Origin of the sequence: Rubellimicrobium roseum (genome assembly GCF_006152145.1) — a bacterium.
Lineage (GTDB): Bacteria > Pseudomonadota > Alphaproteobacteria > Rhodobacterales > Rhodobacteraceae > Rubellimicrobium > Rubellimicrobium roseum.
Genome location: NZ_VDFV01000001.1, coordinates 437762 through 455732 on the forward strand (window position 1 = coordinate 437762; position 17971 = coordinate 455732).

17 protein-coding genes are annotated in these 17971 nt (G+C 73.1%); 13 read left to right on the forward strand and 4 right to left on the reverse strand.

Going from position 1 to position 17971, the window contains the following annotated elements:
• Positions 1-13 precede the first annotated feature (13 nt).
• Complete coding sequence (locus FHG71_RS01995; RefSeq protein ID WP_139079917.1) at positions 14-913, forward strand: DMT family transporter; 900 nt, start codon at positions 14-16, stop codon at positions 911-913.
• Between the two features lie 39 nt (positions 914-952).
• On the opposite strand, the gene FHG71_RS02000 is transcribed toward FHG71_RS01995, so the two are convergent.
• Complete coding sequence (locus tag FHG71_RS02000; protein ID WP_139079918.1) at positions 953-1726, reverse strand: VPLPA-CTERM sorting domain-containing protein; 774 nt, start codon at positions 1724-1726, stop codon at positions 953-955.
• A 114-nt stretch (positions 1727-1840) separates the two neighbouring features.
• Entirely contained in the window at positions 1841-2446 is a 606-nt protein-coding gene (locus FHG71_RS02005; RefSeq protein WP_139079919.1) for a DUF1285 domain-containing protein, read from the reverse strand.
• A gap of 58 nt (positions 2447-2504) precedes the next feature.
• Here FHG71_RS02005 and FHG71_RS02010 point away from each other — a divergent pair, with 58 nt between their 5' ends.
• From FHG71_RS02010 to FHG71_RS02025, 4 genes are read left to right on the forward strand one after another with little or no spacing between them, the layout of a single operon-like run.
• A complete protein-coding gene (locus FHG71_RS02010; protein ID WP_139079920.1) occupies positions 2505-3506 on the forward strand; it encodes an AAA family ATPase in 1002 nt (333 codons plus the stop codon).
• Positions 3503-4381 (forward strand): DUF58 domain-containing protein, encoded by an 879-nt coding sequence (locus tag FHG71_RS02015; RefSeq protein ID WP_246045301.1) that lies wholly within the window; start codon positions 3503-3505, stop codon positions 4379-4381. Before FHG71_RS02010 ends, FHG71_RS02015 begins: the two co-directional genes overlap by 4 nt.
• Positions 4381-7194 carry a DUF4159 domain-containing protein gene (locus FHG71_RS02020; RefSeq protein WP_139079921.1) on the forward strand — a complete coding sequence of 938 codons (2814 nt, stop codon included), beginning with the start codon at positions 4381-4383 and terminating at the stop codon, positions 7192-7194. The genes FHG71_RS02015 and FHG71_RS02020 overlap by 1 nt, the downstream gene beginning before the upstream one ends.
• Before the next feature lie 56 nt (positions 7195-7250).
• A complete protein-coding gene (locus tag FHG71_RS02025) occupies positions 7251-9326 on the forward strand; it encodes a hypothetical protein (RefSeq protein WP_139079922.1) in 2076 nt (691 codons plus the stop codon).
• A 6-nt stretch (positions 9327-9332) separates the two neighbouring features.
• On the opposite strand, the gene FHG71_RS02030 is transcribed toward FHG71_RS02025, so the two are convergent.
• On the reverse strand, positions 9333-10034 hold the full coding sequence (locus tag FHG71_RS02030) for a DUF599 domain-containing protein (RefSeq protein ID WP_139079923.1): 702 nt from the start codon (positions 10032-10034) through the stop codon (positions 9333-9335).
• Positions 10035-10120: 86 nt separating this feature from the next.
• Here FHG71_RS02030 and FHG71_RS02035 point away from each other — a divergent pair, with 86 nt between their 5' ends.
• The 5 genes from FHG71_RS02035 (at position 10121) to FHG71_RS02055 (ending at position 15533) form a co-directional block, all read left to right on the forward strand.
• Positions 10121-11554 (forward strand): FAD-linked oxidase C-terminal domain-containing protein, encoded by a 1434-nt coding sequence (locus FHG71_RS02035; RefSeq protein WP_139079924.1) that lies wholly within the window; start codon positions 10121-10123, stop codon positions 11552-11554.
• Between the two features lie 91 nt (positions 11555-11645).
• Positions 11646-12752 (forward strand): FAD-binding protein, encoded by a 1107-nt coding sequence (locus tag FHG71_RS02040; protein WP_139080025.1) that lies wholly within the window; start codon positions 11646-11648, stop codon positions 12750-12752.
• A gap of 22 nt (positions 12753-12774) precedes the next feature.
• On the forward strand, positions 12775-14109 hold the full coding sequence (gene glcF, locus FHG71_RS02045; RefSeq protein ID WP_139079925.1) for a glycolate oxidase subunit GlcF: 1335 nt from the start codon (positions 12775-12777) through the stop codon (positions 14107-14109).
• Positions 14110-14141: 32 nt separating this feature from the next.
• Complete coding sequence (locus FHG71_RS02050) at positions 14142-14948, forward strand: trypsin-like serine peptidase (protein ID WP_139079926.1); 807 nt, start codon at positions 14142-14144, stop codon at positions 14946-14948.
• Between the two features lie 117 nt (positions 14949-15065).
• Complete coding sequence (locus FHG71_RS02055; protein WP_139079927.1) at positions 15066-15533, forward strand: Hsp20 family protein; 468 nt, start codon at positions 15066-15068, stop codon at positions 15531-15533.
• Positions 15534-15599: 66 nt separating this feature from the next.
• Here the strand turns inward: FHG71_RS02055 and FHG71_RS02060 are convergent, their stop codons facing one another.
• Positions 15600-15866, reverse strand: coding sequence for a PepSY domain-containing protein (locus tag FHG71_RS02060; protein WP_139079928.1), 267 nt, complete (start codon positions 15864-15866; stop codon positions 15600-15602).
• A 196-nt stretch (positions 15867-16062) separates the two neighbouring features.
• Here FHG71_RS02060 and FHG71_RS02065 point away from each other — a divergent pair, with 196 nt between their 5' ends.
• The 3 genes from FHG71_RS02065 to FHG71_RS02075 all read left to right on the forward strand — a co-directional run bounded on the left by FHG71_RS02065 (position 16063) and on the right by FHG71_RS02075 (position 17966).
• A complete protein-coding gene (locus FHG71_RS02065) occupies positions 16063-16314 on the forward strand; it encodes a GlsB/YeaQ/YmgE family stress response membrane protein (protein ID WP_139079929.1) in 252 nt (83 codons plus the stop codon).
• Positions 16315-16383: 69 nt separating this feature from the next.
• The gene (locus tag FHG71_RS02070; RefSeq protein WP_139079930.1) at positions 16384-16962 is read left to right on the forward strand and encodes a YidB family protein; all 579 of its coding nucleotides are present in this window, start codon (positions 16384-16386) and stop codon (positions 16960-16962) included.
• Between the two features lie 125 nt (positions 16963-17087).
• Positions 17088-17966: an alpha/beta hydrolase family protein gene (locus FHG71_RS02075; protein WP_139079931.1), complete on the forward strand. Its 879-nt coding sequence runs from the start codon at positions 17088-17090 to the stop codon at positions 17964-17966.
• The last annotated feature ends 5 nt before the right edge of the window (positions 17967-17971 follow it).

A 17971-nucleotide genomic window follows, 5' to 3' on the forward strand; every position in this document is an offset into this window, starting at 1 on the left:
AGGAGCCCGTTCCATGACCGTCACCTCGACCCCGTCCCTGCCCGCCCCGGACCGGCTGGGCGGGAATCTCCTGGCTGCCGGCTCGACGCTGGTCTGGGCGGCGGGCTTTCCGGCGGCGGAGGGCCTGCTAGCCACCTGGGACCCGGTCGCGGCGGCGGCGGGGCGCTTCGCCATGGGGCTCTTGCTGCTGGTGCCGCTGTGGCTGCTGACCGAGGGCGTGCCCAAGGGGTTCCGCTGGGCGCCGGGGCTGATCCTGGGCGCGGTGGGCTTTGGCGGCGCGGCGGTGACGCTGATCTGGGCGCTGGCGGTGACGGACCCGGTGACGGTGGCGGTGATCGCCTCGGCCTCGCCGCTCTGCGCGGCGGTGGTCGAGTGGGCGCTGGAGCGGCGGCGGCTGTCGGGGTCGTTCCTGCTGGGGCTCGGGGCCTCGGTGCTGGGCGGGGTGATCGCGACGGCCGAGGGCGGCGGGAGCGGCGGGAACCTGCTGTTCGGCGCGGCCCTGACCGTGGCGTCGTGCCTGCTGTATTCCTGGGCGAGCCACGAGGCGGTGCGGCGGTTGCCGGGGCAGTCGGTGATCGCGCAGACGACGGTGACGGCGATGGGCGGCGGGCTGGCGACGGGGGCGCTGTTCGCCGCGATGGCCCTGACGGGACGCGCGTCGCTGCCGCCCGACGCCTTCGGCGCGCGCGACCTGGGGCTCTTGGCGGTCTACGGGATGGGGGCCATCGCGGTGACGCAGATCCTGTTCATCGGCGCCGTGCGCCGGATCGGCGTGGCGCTGTCGAGCTTTCACTTCAACATCGCGCCCTTCTACGTGATGCTGATCCTGGTGGCGCTGGGGGGCGAGTGGTCCTGGGCGCAGGCGCTGGGCGCGGCGGTGGTGGCGGTGGGCGTGGTGGTGGCGCAGAGGTGAGGGGACGGCCGGGAACGGCCGTCCGAAGGCGCGGCCCGGTCAGGCGGCCCTGCGCCGCTGCAGGAGGCCCAGGCCGCCGAGGGCCCCCGCCAGCAGAAGGCCCCCCGCCGGGAGCGGCACGGCGGCGACGTAGGCGAAGCTCTCGCTGCTGGCCGCGCCGGACAGGAGGAAGTCCTGCGAGGCCCCGGGGGCGAGGGCAAGAAGGCCGGACTCAATGACGTCGCCGTTGTCGTTCTGGTTGTAGCGGCAGTCAGTGCCCGCGCCGCCGCAGGGCAAGCGCAGCGAAACGCCGCTGAAGTAGCTCACACTGGACCACGACCGGCTTCCCGGGACGTCCTCGTAATAGTCCGACCGCGCGCTGCCGCCGACGATCTCTATGCTGAGGCTGACGTGGGCCGACAGGTCGCCCCGGATCTGGTAAGGGAATCCTTGGTACCACCAAGGCTCCCACCAGAGGATCTCGAGATCCAGGTCGGCTCCGGTGCCGATCCCGGCGCCCAGGCGGATCTCCATTGGCTCGGCCGATTGGTTGGTCAGGGTGAAGCGCTCCCTCACCCTGTCGCCGTTCTGTCCGTTGAGGGCGGAGCCCGCGCCGACGCCGATCTCGTTCCGGCCGTTGGCTACGAGTTGCGAGGCATCGCCGCTCTGGACGTAATAGGAGAGACGGGCCTGACCGCCGGCCGAGGCGTAGCCGTCGATCAGGCTGCGGTGCCCGGCCTGATCGGCGGGGCCGAGGGTCGCCGCGGTGGCTGCCATGGGCGCGACCGCGAGCGCGATCGTCGCGGCGAGGGCGCGGAGGTTCATCCGGGTCATGCTGGTCCTTGTCCCTGGTCCTGGCCCGGCCCGGTCGGGCCGTCCGGGGAGAATGGGTCCGTTCGCTGGCGGAGCCTTCCCCTGTGGCGCAGCTAGATCGCGGCCGAGAGGCGGCTAGGCTCCGGCCTCGTCCAAATCGGCCGCCGGGATGATCGGGAAGAAGGCGCCCTGCGAGGTCACGCCGAACCAGTCCTCGCCGTCGTGCGGGTGCACGTCGCCCAGGTCCACGAGGCGGTAGAAGGTCTTGCGGTCGATCAGCGCCCAGAGGTCGGCGCGGACGTGGAGGTAGGGGGAGGGCTCGCCGGTCTGCGCGTCGCGCTCCACGCGGAGGGGGTGGGCGGGGCCGGCCGTCACCTCCTCGTCCACGTTGGTGCGGAACACCAGCGCGCCGTCGCGGGGCTCCACGTCCTGCGCCACGAAGGGGGCGTCGTCGACGGTGATGCCAACCTTTTCGACCGGCGTCACGAGGACGTAGCCCTCGGGGTCCTTGCGGAGGATGGACGAGAACAGGCGCACCATCGCGGGCCGGCCGATGGGCGTGCCGAGGTAGAACCACGTCCCGTCGCGGGCGATCCGCATGTCGATGTCGCCGCAATGCGGCGGGTTCCACAGGTGCACGGGGGGCGGGCCCTTGCGGGATGCGCTCTGCGCCGCCTGCAGCAGGCTCTCGGCGGAGCGAGGCCCGCCGTTATCGCTCTCACTCTTGTTTGTCTTTCCCATCGGGGGGGTGCGCTCTACCACTATCGCCAGAAGCATAGGGCCGCAGGGGAGCGTTGTCATGGTGGACGGGGATCTGGTCGCGCGCATCGAGGCCCTCGAGGAGCGGCTGGCGCTGGCGCGGACCAGCATCGCGCGCCGCTTCATCGGGCAGGAGCGCGTGGTGGACCTGACCCTGACGGCGCTTTTGTGCGGGGGGCACGCGCTGCTCGTGGGGCTGCCGGGGCTGGGCAAGACGCGGCTGGTGGACACGCTGGCGACCGTCATGGGGCTGCAGGGCGGGCGCATCCAGTTCACGCCTGACCTGATGCCGGCGGACATCCTGGGGTCGGAGGTTCTGGAGACGGGGGCGGACGGGAGCCGGGCGTTCCGGTTCATCCCGGGGCCGATCTTCTGCCAGCTCCTTATGGCGGACGAGATCAACCGCGCCTCTCCCCGCACGCAGTCGGCGCTGCTGCAGGCCATGCAGGAGCGCGAGGTGACCATCGCGGGGCAGCACCGCCCTCTGGGCGTGCCGTTCCACGTGCTGGCGACGCAGAACCCCATCGAGCAGGAGGGGACGTATCCCCTGCCCGAGGCACAGCTCGACCGCTTCCTGGTGCAGATCGACGTGCCCTACCCCACGCGCGCGACCGAGCGGGATATCCTGCTGGCCACGACCGGGGCCGAGGAGGCGCGGGCCGAGCCGGTGTTCAACGGCGGGGAGCTGCTGCAGGCCCAGTCGCTGCTGCGGCGGATGCCGGTGGGCGAAGGCATCGTGGAGATGATCCTCGACCTCGTGCGCGTCTGCCGTCCGGGGCCCGAGGCGCCCGCCTATGTGAACGAGAACGTGGCCTGGGGGCCGGGGCCGCGCGCGGCGCAGGCGCTGATGCTGGCGGTCAGGGCCGAGGCGCTGCTGACGGGGCGGCTCGCGCCCTCGCCCGAGGACGTGGCCCGGCTCGCGGTGCCGGTGCTGGAGCACCGGATGGCGCTGACCTTTGCCGCGCGGGCGCAGGGGACGCGGCTGACGGACCTGATCGAGCGGGTTGCCACGGACACGACGCGCGTCGAGGTCGCGGCGTGAGCGAGGCCCCCGCCCGGCTGCGGGCCGAGGCCGAGGCGCAGGCCGCCCCCCTGCCCCCGCTGATGGCCGAGGCGCAGCATCTGGCGGCGACCGTGATCCTGGGCGAGCACGGGCGCCGGCGGGCGGGCATGGGCGCGAACTTCTGGCAGTACCGGCCGGCGCAGGCGGGGGACGACGCCCGGATGATCGACTGGCGGCGGTCGGGGCGCGCGGACACGGCCTTCGTGCAGGACAAGGAGTGGCAGACCGCGCAGACCGTCATGGTCTGGGTGGACCGGGGGCGGGCCATGGGCTTCGCCTCGACCCCGCAGCTTCCGGCCAAGGGGCACCGGGCGCGCGTCCTGGCGCTGGCCTGCGCCATCCTGCTGGTGCGCGGGGGCGAGCGGGTGGGTCTGGGCGGGCAGGATGGGCTGCCGCCGCGCCGGGGGCCGATGATGCTGGACCGGCTGGCGATGGCGCTGGGCACGGACCAGGCCGAGGACTACGTGGCGCCGGACACCACGGGGATGCCCGCGCGGTCGCGCGCGCTCTTCGTGTCAGACTTCCTGGGCGACCCCGCCCCCACCCTGCGCGCGGTGGCCGAGGCCGCCGACCGGGGGATCAAGGGCGCGATGCTGCAGGTGCTGGACCCGCAGGAGGAGGCCTTTCCCTTCGAGGGCCGGACCATCTTCGAGAGCATGGGCGGCACCTTCCGCCATGAGACGCTGAAAGCCGGGGAGCTGCGCGGGCGCTACCTGGAGCGGCTGGCCGAGCGGAAGGCGCGGCTGCGGGATCTCGCCCGCGCGACGGGCTGGATGTTCTCCACCCACCACACGGACGAGGCGGCGACGGGCGCCCTCCTGTGGCTGCACACGGCCCTGGAGCGGCGCGCCTGATGTGGACGATCGGACCCCTGGGCTTCACCGCCCCCTGGCTGCTGGTGGCGCTGGCGGCGCTGCCGATCCTGTGGCTCATCCTGCGGGCGGTGCCGCCCGCGCCGATCCGGCGGCGGTTCCCGGGCGTGGCGCTGCTGCTGGGCCTGGAGGACCGCGAGAGCCAGGCCGACCGCACGCCCTGGTGGCTGATGCTGATCCGGGTGCTGGCGGTGGCGGCGGTGATCCTGGGCTTTGCGGGACCGATCCTGAACCCGCGCGAGGAGAGGGCCGGGTCCGGGCCGGTGCTGGTGCTGCTGGACGGGACCTGGGCCGACGCGCGCGACTGGCCGGCGCGGATGGACTGGGCCGAGGCGCTGCTGGACGAGGCCGGGCGCAACGGGCGCACGGCGGCGGTGGCGACGCTGACGGCCGAGCCCACGGGCGCGCCGGCCTTCACGGACGCCGCGGCGGCCATCACGGGCCTGCCGAACCTGTCGCCGGAACCCTGGCAGCCCACGGCGGAGGCCGACGCGGCCTGGGCCGAGGCGCTGGAGGGCGTCGAGGGCGGCTTCGACACGGTCTGGATCGCGGACGGGCTGGCGCGCGAGGGGCGCGAGGACCTGCTGCGGGTGCTGGAGGACAAGGGCAGCGTCACGGTCGTGCAGGCGCCGCGCCGGATCTTTGCGCTGCGCCCGCCGCGCTGGGAGGAGGGGGCCATCGTGCTGTCGGCCATTCGCACGCCGACCGGGCCCGCGCTGGAGGTGCCCGTGGCCGCCGTGGGCACGGACCCGGCGGGGATCGAGCGGGAGCTGGCGACCGCGACGCTGGACTTCGAGGCCGGGTCGGGCGAGGCCGAGGTGGCGCTGGAGCTTCCGGCCGAGCTGCGCAACCGCGTGACGCGCTTCGAGCTGCCGGGCGCGAGGTCGGCCGCCGCCGTGGCGCTGACCGACGACGCGCTGCGGCGGCGCGAGGTGGGGCTGGTGATGGGCGCGGGCGAGCGGGAGCAGTTGGAGCTGCTCGATCCGCTGCACTACCTGCGCGAGGCCCTGGCGCCCAACGCCGATCTGGTCGAGGGGCCGCTGCCGGACGTGCTGCTGGCCAATCCGGACGTGATCGTGCTGGCCGACGTGGCGCAGATCCCCGAGGGCGAGGCCGCCGACCTGACCGAGTGGGTCGAGAACGGGGGCTTGCTCCTGCGCTTCGCGGGGCCTCGGCTGGCCGCGTCCGATCTCGCGCGGACCGAGGAGGACCCGCTCTTGCCAGTGCGGCTGCGCGCGGGCGGGCGGGCCGTGGGCGGCGCGATGAGCTGGGGCGAGCCCAAGGCGCTGGCGCCCTTCGCGGAGGAGTCGCCCTTCTTCGGGCTGTCGATTCCGCCGGACGTGACGGTGAACGCGCAGGTCGTGGCGCAGCCCGACCCGACGCTGGCCGAGCGGGCGGTGGCGCAGTTGCAGGACGGCACGCCCCTGGTGACGCGCAAGGCGCTGGGCGCGGGGCAGGTCGTGCTGTTCCACGTCACGGCCAACGCCGAATGGTCGAGCCTGCCGCTGTCGGGCCTGTTCGTGAGCATGATGGACCGGCTGGCGGTGTCCTCGGGCGGGGCCGAGCCGGAGGCCGCCGAGCTGGAGGGCACGGTCTGGGTGCCCGAGGCGGCGCTGGACGCGCAGGGCGAGCTGGTGGCGCTGGACACCCAGCCGGGCGTGCCGGGCGAGCGGCTGGCGGAAGGCATCCTGGGGCCGGACCTGCGGCCGGGGCTTTACGCCGGCGAGGACCGGAGGATCGCGGTGAACGTGGTGAATGACGGCACGGTGCTGGAGCCCGCGCGCTGGCCGGATTCGGTGCGCGTCGAAGGGCTGGAGGCGGCGCGGGAGCTGCCGCTCAAGGGGGCGCTGCTGGCGCTGGCGATGATGCTCCTGCTGGTGGACGTGCTGGCCTCGCTGGCGCTGTCGGGGCGGCTGCGGGGACCGCGCGCGGGCGTCGCGGCGGCGCTGGCGGGGCTGCTTCTCGTGGGCTGGCCCCAGCCGGGGGCGGCGCAGGACGCCGCGCCGGCGGCGGAGGAGCCCGAGGCCGAGCCGGTGGACGAGGACTTCGCGCTGGCCGCGACCGAGCAGGTGGTGCTGGCGCATGTGCTGACGGGCGACCCGCGCGTGGACGAGATCGCCGAGGCGGGGCTGCGGGGCCTGTCCAACACGCTGTGGCAGCGGACGGCCATCGAGCCCGCCGCGCCCATGGGCGTGGACGTCGAGACCGACGAGCTGTCGTTCTTTCCCCTGCTCTACTGGCCGGTGACGGCGGAGATGCCGATCCCGTCGCGCGAGGCCTACGAGAAGCTGAACCGCTACCTTGCCACCGGGGGCATGATCCTGTTCGACACGCGCGACGCGGACCTGGGGGGCTTCGGCACCGCCACGCCCGAGGGGCAGCGGTTGCAGGCCATCGCGCGGGGGCTCGATGTCCCGGCGCTGGAGCCCATCCCGCAGGACCACGTGCTGACCCGGACCTTCTACCTGCTGCAGGAGTTCCCCGGCCGCTTCAACGAGCCGGAGATCTGGGTCGAGGCCTCGCCCCCCGACGCGGCGCTGGCCGAGGGGATGCCCTTCCGCGACCTCAACGACGGGGTGACGCCGGTGGTGATCGGCGGCAACGACTGGGCCTCGGCCTGGGCCGTGGACGAGGGCGGCGCGCCGCTCCTGCGCATCGGGCGGGGGATGGCGGGCGAGGAGCAGCGCGAGTTCGCCCACCGCTTCGGCGTCAACCTCGTCATGCACGTGCTGACGGGGAACTATAAGAGCGACCAGGTGCACGTGCCGGCGCTGCTCGAGCGGCTCGGGCAGTAGGTCGGGCGGAACCGGCGGAATGCGTATTTGGGCCAAGTTGATGGGACGGGCGTGACATGACCTTTGACCAGATCGTCTTCGACCCGCTCCTGCCCTGGCCCGCGATCTGGATCGCGGTGATCCTGTTCGACGTGGCGGTGATCCTGGCCGCGTTCCGCCGGCTGTCGGGCTGGTGGCTGCGGGGGCTGGCGGGGATCGCGCTGCTGCTGGCGCTGCTCAACCCGTCCCTGCAGGACGAGGAGCGCGAGCCGCTGACCGACATCGTGGTGGCCGTGGTGGACGAGAGCGCCTCGCAGCGCGTGTCCGACCGGGCCGAGCAGAGCGCGCAGGCGCTGGCGCATCTGGAAGCCGAGGTCGCGGGCCGCGAGAACACCGAGCTGCGCGTCGTGCGCGTGGGCGACGACGAGGGCGATGGCGGGTCCCTGGTGCTGGGCGCGCTGGCCGAGGCCTTGGCCGAGGAGCCGCAGGGGCGGCTCGCGGGGGCGGTTCTCATCACCGACGGGCGGGTGCACGACCCGGAGGCCGCGCCCTCGCTGCCCGCGCCGCTCCACACGCTGCTCACGGGGCGCGAGGCCGACTGGGACCGGCGGGTGGTGGTGCGGAACGCCCCGGCCTTCGGCATCCTGGACGAGGAGCTGACGCTGACCGTGCGGGTCGAGGACCAGGGGGCCGCGCCCGGCGCCGCCACCGCGCCGCTGACCATCGCCGTGGACGGCGGCGCGCCCATGCGCTTCGACGTGCCGGTGAACGAGGACATGGAGCTGCCCTTCGTGCTGCCGCATGGGGGAATGAACATTCTCCAGTTCGAGACGCCCGCCGCCGAGGGGGAGCTCACGGACCGCAACAACGCCGCCGTCATCCAGATCAACGGCGTGCGCGACCGGCTGCGGGTGCTGCTGGTGTCGGGCGAGCCGCATCCGGGCGAGCGGACCTGGCGCAACCTGCTGAAGTCGGACGCGAGCGTGGACCTGGTGCATTTCACCATCCTGCGGCCGCCCGAGAAGCAGGACGGCGTGCCGGTCGAGGAGCTGTCGCTGATCGCCTTCCCGACCTACGAGCTGTTCGTGGAGAAGCTGCAGGACTTCGACCTGGTGATCTTCGACCGCTACCGGCGGCAGGGCATCCTGCCCAACGAATACCTCCTGAACGTCGCCAACTACGTGGAGAACGGCGGCGCGGTGCTGGTGGCGGGCGGGCCCGAATATGCCAGCGCCGAGTCGGTCCATCGCTCGCCGCTGGGCGAGGTGCTGCCCGGCGCGCCGACCGCGCGGGTGGTGGAGGACGGCTTCGTGCCGCGCCTGAGCGAGCTGGGGCAGCGCCATCCGGTGACGGAAGGGCTGGAGGATCTGGCGCCCCAGCCCACGGCCGAGGACGGCACGCCCGGCTGGGGCCGCTGGTTCCGGCTGATCGACGTGACGCCCTCGCCCGAGGCGACGGGCGTGATGGAGGGGCCCGAGGGGCGGCCGCTGCTGCTGCTGCAGCGCGTGGGCGAGGGGCGCGCGGCGCTGCTCGCGACCGATCATTCGTGGCTCTGGGACCGGGGCTTCGAGGGCGGCGGGCCGCAGCTCGAGCTGCTGCGCCGGCTCGCCCATTGGCTGATGAAGGAGCCGGAGCTGGAGGAGGAGGCGCTCTGGGTCGAGCCCGCGGGGCAGACCATGCGCATCATCCGCCGGACGCTGGGCGAGGAGGTCCCGCCCGTCACCATCACCGCGCCCGATGGGACGGAGACGGTGGTGGAGCTGGAGGAGGTCTCGCCCGGGCGGTGGGAGATCCTGTGGGAGGCGCCGGAGATCGGGCTGTACCGCCTGACGGATGGGGTGGAGGAGACGGTCATCGCGCTGGGGCCCGCCGCGCCGCGCGAGTTCGAGCAGACCATCGCCACGGCCGAGGTCCTGGCGCCGGTGGTCGAGCCCACCAACGGCGGCGTCGTGCGGATCGAGGAAGGCCTGCCCGCCCTGCGCGACGTGCGCGAGGGGCGGCCCGCCGTGGGGCGCGGCTGGATCGGGATCACCCCGCGCGAGGCCTATGCCACGGCGGACATCACCGTGACGCCGCTGCTGCCGTCCTGGGCCTTCCTGCTGCTGTCGGCCCTGCTGGTCCTGGGGGCCTGGCTGCGCGAGGGGCGGCGCTAGCCCCCCTCAGTGGTGGTCGAGGATGTCGCGGGGGACCGAGGCGAATTCGCGCACCGCGAGGAAGCCCGCGACCAGCACCGAGGCCAGCGCCAGCGGCAGCGGCCCGATGAGCCAGGCGAGGGAGGCCAGCGAGAAGTACATCGAGCGCAGGCCCCGGTTGAAGTTGAGCGCCGCGCGGATGATGAGCTCGGCCGCGCGCATGGCCCGCGGCATGGCGCGGGGATGGCTCGCGTCGTCGGGCACCGCCGCCATGGTCACCGAGGCGTAGCCGAAGAGCCGGTTGGCCCAGACGAACTTGAGGAAGGCGTGGGTGAGCAGGACGGCCGCGGGCAGCAGCCGGACCTGCCAGAGAAGGGCGTCGGTCTCCTGCCCGATCTCGGCCGCGAGGCCGGTGAGCGGGGCGACGTTGCCGATCAGCGCCAGCACGCCGCCCACCGCGAGGATGGAGGTCGAGGCGAAGAAGGCCGTGCCCTGCCGGAGGCTCGCGATGATCTGGGCGTCGAAGATGCGGTTCTCGCGGCCCACGAACTGGCGCATCCATTCGCGCCGCACCTCGCCCATCAGGACCGTGACCGTGGGGCGCGAGCGGGGCGGGTTCTCGGTCGCCCAGCCGATGCCCGCCCAGGCGAGGACGAGGAGGGCCAGGGCGACGGCGTCGGCGGGACCGAGCGCGGCGCGGAGCGCGGGCGGGAGAAGGGCGTCGAGCATGGCGCGAGCCTAGGTCACGTCCGCGTCACTTGCCAGCGAGGGGGCGCGCGTCCTATGCACGGAAAGCCTTGGAGGGGAGGCCCCAGATGGAGATGCCGGTTCCGAACGCCGCGATCCTGGCCCGCAAGGAGGCCATCGTGGCGCGGCTGCGCGCGGTGCTGCCCGAGGGCGTGATCGACGACCCCGCCGAGACGCGCGCCTATGAATGCGATGCCCTGACCGCCTACCGCTGCCCGCCGCTCTGCGTGGTGCTGCCGCGCTCCACCGAGGAGGTCGCGGCGGTGCTGCGGGTCTGCCACGCCGAGGGCGTGCCGGTGGTGCCGCGCGGCGCGGGGACCTCGCTCGCGGGCGGGTCGCTGCCCACGGCGGACGCGGTGGTGCTGGGGGTGGCGCGGCTGACGCGGGTGCTGGAGGTTTCCTACGAGGACCGCTTCATCCGGGTGGAGACGGGGCGCACCAACCTGTCGGTGAGCGCCGAGGTGGAGGCCGAGGGCTTCTTCTACGCGCCCGACCCGTCGTCGCAACTGGCCTGCGCCATCGCGGGGAATATCGCGATGAACTCCGGGGGCGCGCATTGCCTGAAATACGGGGTCACGACCAACAACCTTCTGGGCGTGACCATGGTGCTGATGGACGGGACCGTGGTGCAGCTTGGGGGTCCCGAGGGCGAGGCGCTGGGGCTCGATCTGCTGGCCGCCGTCTGCGGATCCGAAGGGCAACTGGGCGTCGTGACCGAGGCCTGGCTGCGCATCCTGCCCCGGCCCGAGGGGGCGCGGCCGGTGCTGATCGCCTTCGACCGCAACGAGACGGCCGGGGAATGCGTGGCGGCCGTGATCCGGGCGGGGCTCGTGCCCGTGGCCATCGAGTTCATGGACCGCCCCTGCATCGAGGCCTGCGAGGCCTTCGCCAAGGCGGGCTATCCCGACTGCGAGGCGCTGCTGATCGTCGAGGTCGAGGGCTCCGAGGCGGAGATCGCGGACCAGCTTCGCCGCATCGCCGAGATCGCGCGGGGGTTCCAGCCGATGGAGATCCGCGAGGCGAGGGATTCGTCCGAGGCCGCGCGGATCTGGCTGGGGCGCAAGTCGGCCTTCGGCGCCATGGGGCAGATGGGCGACTACATCTGCCTGGATGGGACGATTCCGGTGTCGCAACTGGGGCCGGTGCTGGGGCGGATCGGAGAGCTGGCGGACTCCTACGGGCTGCGGGTGGCGAACGTCTTCCACGCGGGCGATGGCAACATGCACCCGCTGATCCTGTTCGACGCCAACTCGGCGGACGGGCTGCACAAGGCCGAGGCGCTGGGCTTCGACATCCTGCGGCTTTGCGTCGAGATGGGCGGCTGCCTGACCGGCGAGCATGGCGTGGGCGTGGAGAAGCGCGACCTGATGACGGACCAGTTCCGCCCGGAGGACCTGGAGGCGCAGATGCGAGTGAAGGACGCCTTCGACCCGGGCTGGCTGCTGAACCCGGCCAAGGTCTTCCCGCTGCACGTCAGCGCCGGGCGGAGGGCGGCGGCGTGAGCACCGGCGTTGCAAGGGGGGCTGTTTGCCCCCCTCGGCCTGACGGCCTCACCCCCCGAGGATACTGGAAGCCAGAGAAAGGCCAGGGATGCTGAGGCCCACAAGCGAGGCCGAGCTGGCAGACATGATCCGCGCCGCGCGCGGGCCGCTGGCCGTGGGCGGCGGGTTCACGCGGGGGCCGAGGGCGGAGGGCGAGCCGCTGACGGTGGCGGGGATCGCGGGGATCGACCTCTACGAGCCCGGGTCGCTGACGCTGGTGGCCAAGGCGGGGACGCCCGTCGCGGAGGTCGAGCGGGTGCTGGCCGAGGGGGGGCAGCGGCTCGCCTTCGAGCCCATGGACCTGCGGGCGCTGCTGGGGACGGCCGGCGAGCCGACGCTGGGCGGCGTGATCGCCACCAACGCCTCGGGCCCGCGACGGGTGCAGGCGGGAGCGGCGCGGGATTTCCTGCTCGGGATGCGCTTCGTGGACGGCACGGGCATGGTCGTGTCGAACGGCGGGCGGGTGATGAAGAACGTCACCGGGCTCGACCTTGCGCGGCTGCTGGCCGGGAGCCACGGGACGCTGGGCGTCGTCACCGAGGTGGCGCTGAAGGTGCTGCCCGCGCCCGAGGCGACGCTGACGCTGGCCTTCGGGGGGCATGACCCCGCGAAGGCGGTGGCCTGCATGTCGGCCGCGCTGGGCTCGCCTTTCGAGGTGACAGGGGCGGCGCAGGACGCGGCGTCGGGCGTGACGCGGCTGCGGCTGGAGGGCTTCGCGCAGGCGGTGGCGGTGCGGGCCGAGCGGCTGGCGAAGCTGCTGAAGGCCTGGGGGACGGCCGAGGTCGAGGAGGGTCCCGGCCCCTGGGCGGCGATCCGCGACGTGACGGACTTCGCGACGCGGCCCGGCGACGTGTGGCGGCTGTCGGTGCGGCCCTCGGAGATGCCGCAGGCCTTGGCTCTTGCGGGCGGGGCGCAACGGCTCGACTGGGGCGGCGGGCGCGCTTGGGTGCTGGTCCCGGAGGGGACCGACCTGCGCGGGCGGCTCGGGTCCTTTGGGCCGCGCGCCGTGCTGGTGCGGGCGGCCCCGGCAACGCGCGCGGCGCTGGGGACGCTTCCGCCCGAGGCGCCCGCCGTGACGATGCTGTCGCGGCGGCTGCGCGAGCGGTTCGACCCGCGCGGCCTGTTCAACCCCGGCCTCAGCGAGGCGCGGGCGGCCTGACGCCGCCCCTTCAGGTGACCCGATGCAGACCTTCTTCACGCCCGAGCAGCTGGCCGACCCGGGGACCGCCGAGGCCAACAAGATCCTGCGGACCTGCGTCCATTGCGGGTTCTGCACGGCCACCTGCCCCACCTATCAGGTGCTGGGGGACGAACTGGATAGCCCCCGCGGCCGCATCTACCTCATGAAGGAGATGCTGGAATCGGGGCGCGACCCCGATCCGGCGACGGTCAAGCACATCGACCGCTGCCTGTCCTGCCTCGCCTGCATGACGACCTGCCCCTCGGGCGTGCATTACCGGCATCTCGTGGACCACGCGCGGGCCTATATCGAGGCGCGCTACCGGCGGCCCCTGTCGGACCGGCTGCTGCGGCGGGTGCTGGCCTTCGTGCTCCCCTCCCCCACCCGGTTCCGGCTGGCGCTTCTGGGGGCCAAGGTCGTGCGCCCCTTCGCGGGCCTCCTTCCCGACGCGCGGCTGCGGGCGATGGTGCGGATGGCGCCACGGCAGATCCCCCCGGTCAGCCGGGCCGAGGACCCGCAGACCCATCCGGCGCGGGGCGAGAAGCGGCTGCGCGTGGGGTTGCTCACGGGCTGCGCGCAGCGGGCGCTCAATCCGGGGATCAACGAGGCGGCGATCCGGCTGATGCAGCGGATGGGGGCCGAGATCGTCATCCCGCGCGGCCAGGGCTGCTGCGGGGCGCTGACGCACCACATGGGGCAGGAGGACGACGCGAAGGCCAAGGCCCGCGCCAACGTCCGCGCCTTTGCGGCCGAGCACGCGCGGGAGCCGCTGGACGCCATCTTCGTCACCGCCTCGGGCTGCGGGACCACGGTCAAGGACTGGGGGCACCTGCTGGCCGAGACGCCAGACGCGGAGGCCGCGCAGGCGATGGCGGCGCTCGCGCGCGACGTGACCGAGGTGCTGGCGCGGCTCGACCTGCCGGAGCTGCCCGACCAGGGACTCCGCGTGGCCTATCATTCGGCCTGCTCGCTCCAGCACGGGCAGCGGGTGAAGGTGGAGCCCATCGGGCTGTTGAAGCGCGCGGGCTTCACGGTGGCGCAGCCGCGCGATTTGCATCTCTGCTGCGGGTCGGCGGGGACCTACAACATCCTGCAGCCTGCAATCGCAGGGGAATTGGGACAGCGCAAGGCCGCCACGCTGGAGGCCGTGAAGCCCGACGTGATCGCCGCCGGCAACATCGGCTGCCTCATGCAGATCGGCGGGAAAACCAATGTGCCCGTTTTGCATACGGTCGAGCTGCTGGATTGGGCCTATGGGGGTCCCCGTCCCGCAACACTCGACAGAAATGTGACAGTGGAGGGAACCGGCCCTAGTTTGGCCCAGAATGCTGCGTAAGGCTCTTCGCAAGGGACAGCGGAGAGAAACGCATGCGTTGGGCAGGGGCACTGCTGGCGCTCGCGCTGGCAGTGCCGGCGGCGGCCCAGGAGACGAGGCTTCACAGCCTCTCGAACGCCTCGGAGGCGGCCCCCTGGGAGGCCGTGGGGCGGCTCGACATCGGGGGCAAGGGCTTCTGCACCGGCTCGCTGATCGCGCCCGACCTCGTGCTGACGGCGGCGCATTGCCTGTATGACAAGGCGACGCGCCAGCGGGTGGACCCCTCGCGCATCGAGTTCCGCGCGGGCTTCCGCCACGGCGAGTCGGCTGCGACACGGATCGCCACCCAGGCCATGCCCCACCCCGCCTACCGCTTCGACCCGCAGGCGGGTGCCGCGGAAAGCCGCAACGACCTCGCGCTCGTGCGCCTGGCCCAGCCCATCGGCGAGGCGGGCGTTATCCCCTTCGAGACCGCGCCCGAGGCGGGGCCGGGCGAAGAGGTGAGCGTCGTCTCCTACGCGCTGGGCCGGGCCGAGGCGCCGTCGCGCGAGGACGCCTGCGGCGTTCTGGGGCAGGAGCGCGGCGTCTTCGTCCTGACCTGCGACGTGGACCACGGCGCCTCGGGCGCGCCGATCTTCCGCATGGACGGATCGATCGCGCGCATCGTGTCGGTCGTCTCCGCCAAGGGGGAACTGGACGGACAGCGGGTCGCCCTGGGCACCTCGCTGACCGAGCCGCTGGCGGAACTGCGCGCGGCCTTCGGCGCGGCGGAGCTGTCGGCCAGCACCTCGGCCCGCACCGTGGGGGTGGGCGAGCGGGCGGTGATCGGGGCGCGCTTCGTCAGCGCAGGAGGCTCTTGAAGGCCGCGCGCGGGCTTCCCAGATAACGGTCACCGGGGCGCCACCGCATGGGCCCCGGGCAGAAAGGCCAGTCCCCCGAAGGGGATGGCTCCACCGTTATCGCTTTCGAGGATGACCATGCGCAGCTTTGATCTTGCCCCGCTCTATCGGGCCACCGTCGGCTTCGACCAGATCGCCGACCTGATGGACCGCCTGCTGACCCAGGATGTGTCCACGACCAACTACCCGCCCTACAACATCGAGAAGCTCGCCGACGGCGGCTGGCGCATCTCGATCGCCGTGGCCGGCTTCTCCTCGGACGAGCTGTCCGCCGAGGTCCGCGAGAACGCCCTGATCGTGACCGCCCGCAAGGCGGACGACGCGGCCGAGCGCAAGTTCCTGCACCGCGGCATCGCGACCCGCGCCTTCGAGCGCCGCTTCCATCTGGCCGACCACGTCCGCGTGACGGGCGCGAGCCATGTGGACGGCATGCTGCACATCGACCTCGTGAAGGAAGTGCCGGAGGCCCTGAAGCCCCGCCGCATCGAGATCGCGAAGGCCGTTCCGCAGGACGCCAACCTCGTCGAGGCCAAGGCCGTCAACTGAGCCCGAGGGCATCGGTACGTTCATGGGGGCGCGGACCAGGGGGTCCGCGCCCTTTTTCGTGCGCGGTCAGTCGTCGGGGTCGCGCGCGACGATGGCGAGCGAGTCGTCGAGGCGGAGGTCGTAGTCCTGGCCGTCGGCGGCCACCGCGTCCTCGACCTCCCACAGCCCGTCGTCGAGTTCGATGTCGTCCCAGGCCGTGAAGCCCTCGGCCTGGAGGGCGGCCTCGATGCGCGCGCGCTCCTCGTCGGTGGGGTCGCGGTCGTCCTCCTGCGCCAGCGCGGCGGCGGGAAGGAGAATCAGGGCGGCGAGGAGGCCGAGGCGGGGACGCGGCATGGGTCGTTCCTTTCTGCGATCCTGTCGGGGGCGCAACGTCCCCTTCCTGGGCGGGTTCCAGCCGTCCGGGCGCGCCGGGCCGGGGAACTCAGAAGTCCGTTCCACATTGAGAAGGCATCCGTCGTCGCCCCCGGGGCGGCGCCGGAGGCGAGCGTTTGCGCGGCCGTCGGGCCGACATCAACAGCGGGAGACGGGCATGAGCTTCATCGGGACCCTCATCATCGGACTGATCGCCGGCGCGATCGCCAAGCTGCTCCTGCCAGGGCGGCAGGGCGGCGGCATCATCGTGACGATGCTTCTGGGGGTCGTGGGCGCCTTTGTGGCGACCTTCATCGGTCAGGCGCTGGGCTGGTACGGGCCCAACGACGGCGCGGGCCTGATCGGCTCGGTCGTGGGCGCGATCATCGTCCTGCTGGTCTGGGGCGCGCTGTCGCGCCGCCGCGCGTGACGACCCCTTGGGCGCGGGAGCCCGCGCCCCAACCTCAACACGACACACCTCACCAACAGGAGTTTTGACATGGCTCGCAGCGGATTTCCCTCGATGACCGCCCTTCTGGGGCTTCTGGCCGTCGCCGGCTACCAGAACCGGGACAAGATCGCCGAGATGCTGAACCAGCAGCGCGGCGGGGGCGGCATGGGCGGCATGGGCGGCGGCGGCCTCGGGGGCGGCCAGATGCGCCAGGACGGCGGCTTCGGCGGTCACTCGCACGCCCAGTCCGGCGGCATGATGGGCGGCATGGGCGGCGGCGCGGGGGGCCTCGGCGGCCTTCTGGGCGGCCTGCTGGGCGGCGCCGGCGGCGGGGCCGCGGCGGGGGGCCTGGGCGGCCTCCTGGGCGGCGGGCTGTCCGAGATGGACCAGCACTTCCGCCGTCAGGGACGCGGCGATGCGATGGATTCCTGGGTCGGCCGGGGCCAGAACCAGCAGCTTGAGCCCCACGACCTTGAGGCCGCGCTGGGCCCGGACGTGCTGGAGGACCTCCAGGAGCAGACCGGCCTGTCGCGGCAGGAGATCGTCGCGCGGCTGTCGCGCGAGCTGCCCCATGCGGTGGACCAGTACACGCCGGACGGGCGGATTCCGGACCGGTCGATGTTCTGAGGCGGGCCGCTCCGACCAATGAACGCGTGCGCGCGCCCCGGGCCGAGTCCCGGGGCGCGTCGTTGACAGGACGCCCGTCCGGCGAGCCTAATCGGGGCCTGCGCCAATCGGAGGAGGGCCCGTCCATGCTGCGTTCCGTGATCCCGCTCGTGCTGCCTGTCCTGCTGGCCGGAGCGCCAGCCCTTGCCCAGGTCGCCACCGAGGAGGACCTGACGATCCCTTCGCAGGGACAGTCCATGGTCGCCACGCTGGCCCTGCCCCCGGGCGATCCGGCCCCGGCCGTCCTGCTGTTCCACGGCTTCACCGGCACCCGCGACGAGTTGCCCATCCCCGGCACCGATGAAGGCATCCTGTCGCGCACCGCGCGGCTTCTGGCCGAAGCGGGCTATGCCAGCCTGCGCGTCGACTTCATCGGCTCGGGCGAGAGCGACGGCGACTTCGCGGACACGACCTTCGAGGGCCAGATCGCCGACGGCCTCGCGGCGCTGGAGTTCCTGCGGGCCGAGCCGCGGGTGGCTGGCGACGACATCTTCATCATTGGCTGGAGCCAGGGCGGGCTGGTCGCCTCGGCGGTGGCGGGGCGCAGCGACGCGCCGGATGCGGTGGCGCTCTGGGCGGCGGTGGCGGACCCGATGGCCACCTTCACCGCGCTGCTGGGCGAGGAGTTCGTCCAGGCTGGGCTGGCGACCGGCGACACGCCCCTGACGGTGCCCCTGCCCTGGGGCGGGGAGACGGCGCTCAAGCAAGGCTATTTCGAGCAACTCTCGCAGGTGGACCCCCAGGCCGAGATCGCCTCCTATGCCGGGCCGGTCTTCGTGGCGCAGGGCAGCGCCGATACGGTGGTGACCCCCGATTCCGCCGACCTGCTGATCGCTGCGCACGAAGGGTCCGAGGAGCTGTGGGTGCGCGACATGGACCACGCCTTCAACGCCCTGAGCGGCACGGAGACCTTGGACGAAATGGTGGCGGCCACCATCGCCTTCTTCGACGCCCACGCGGACTGAGGACG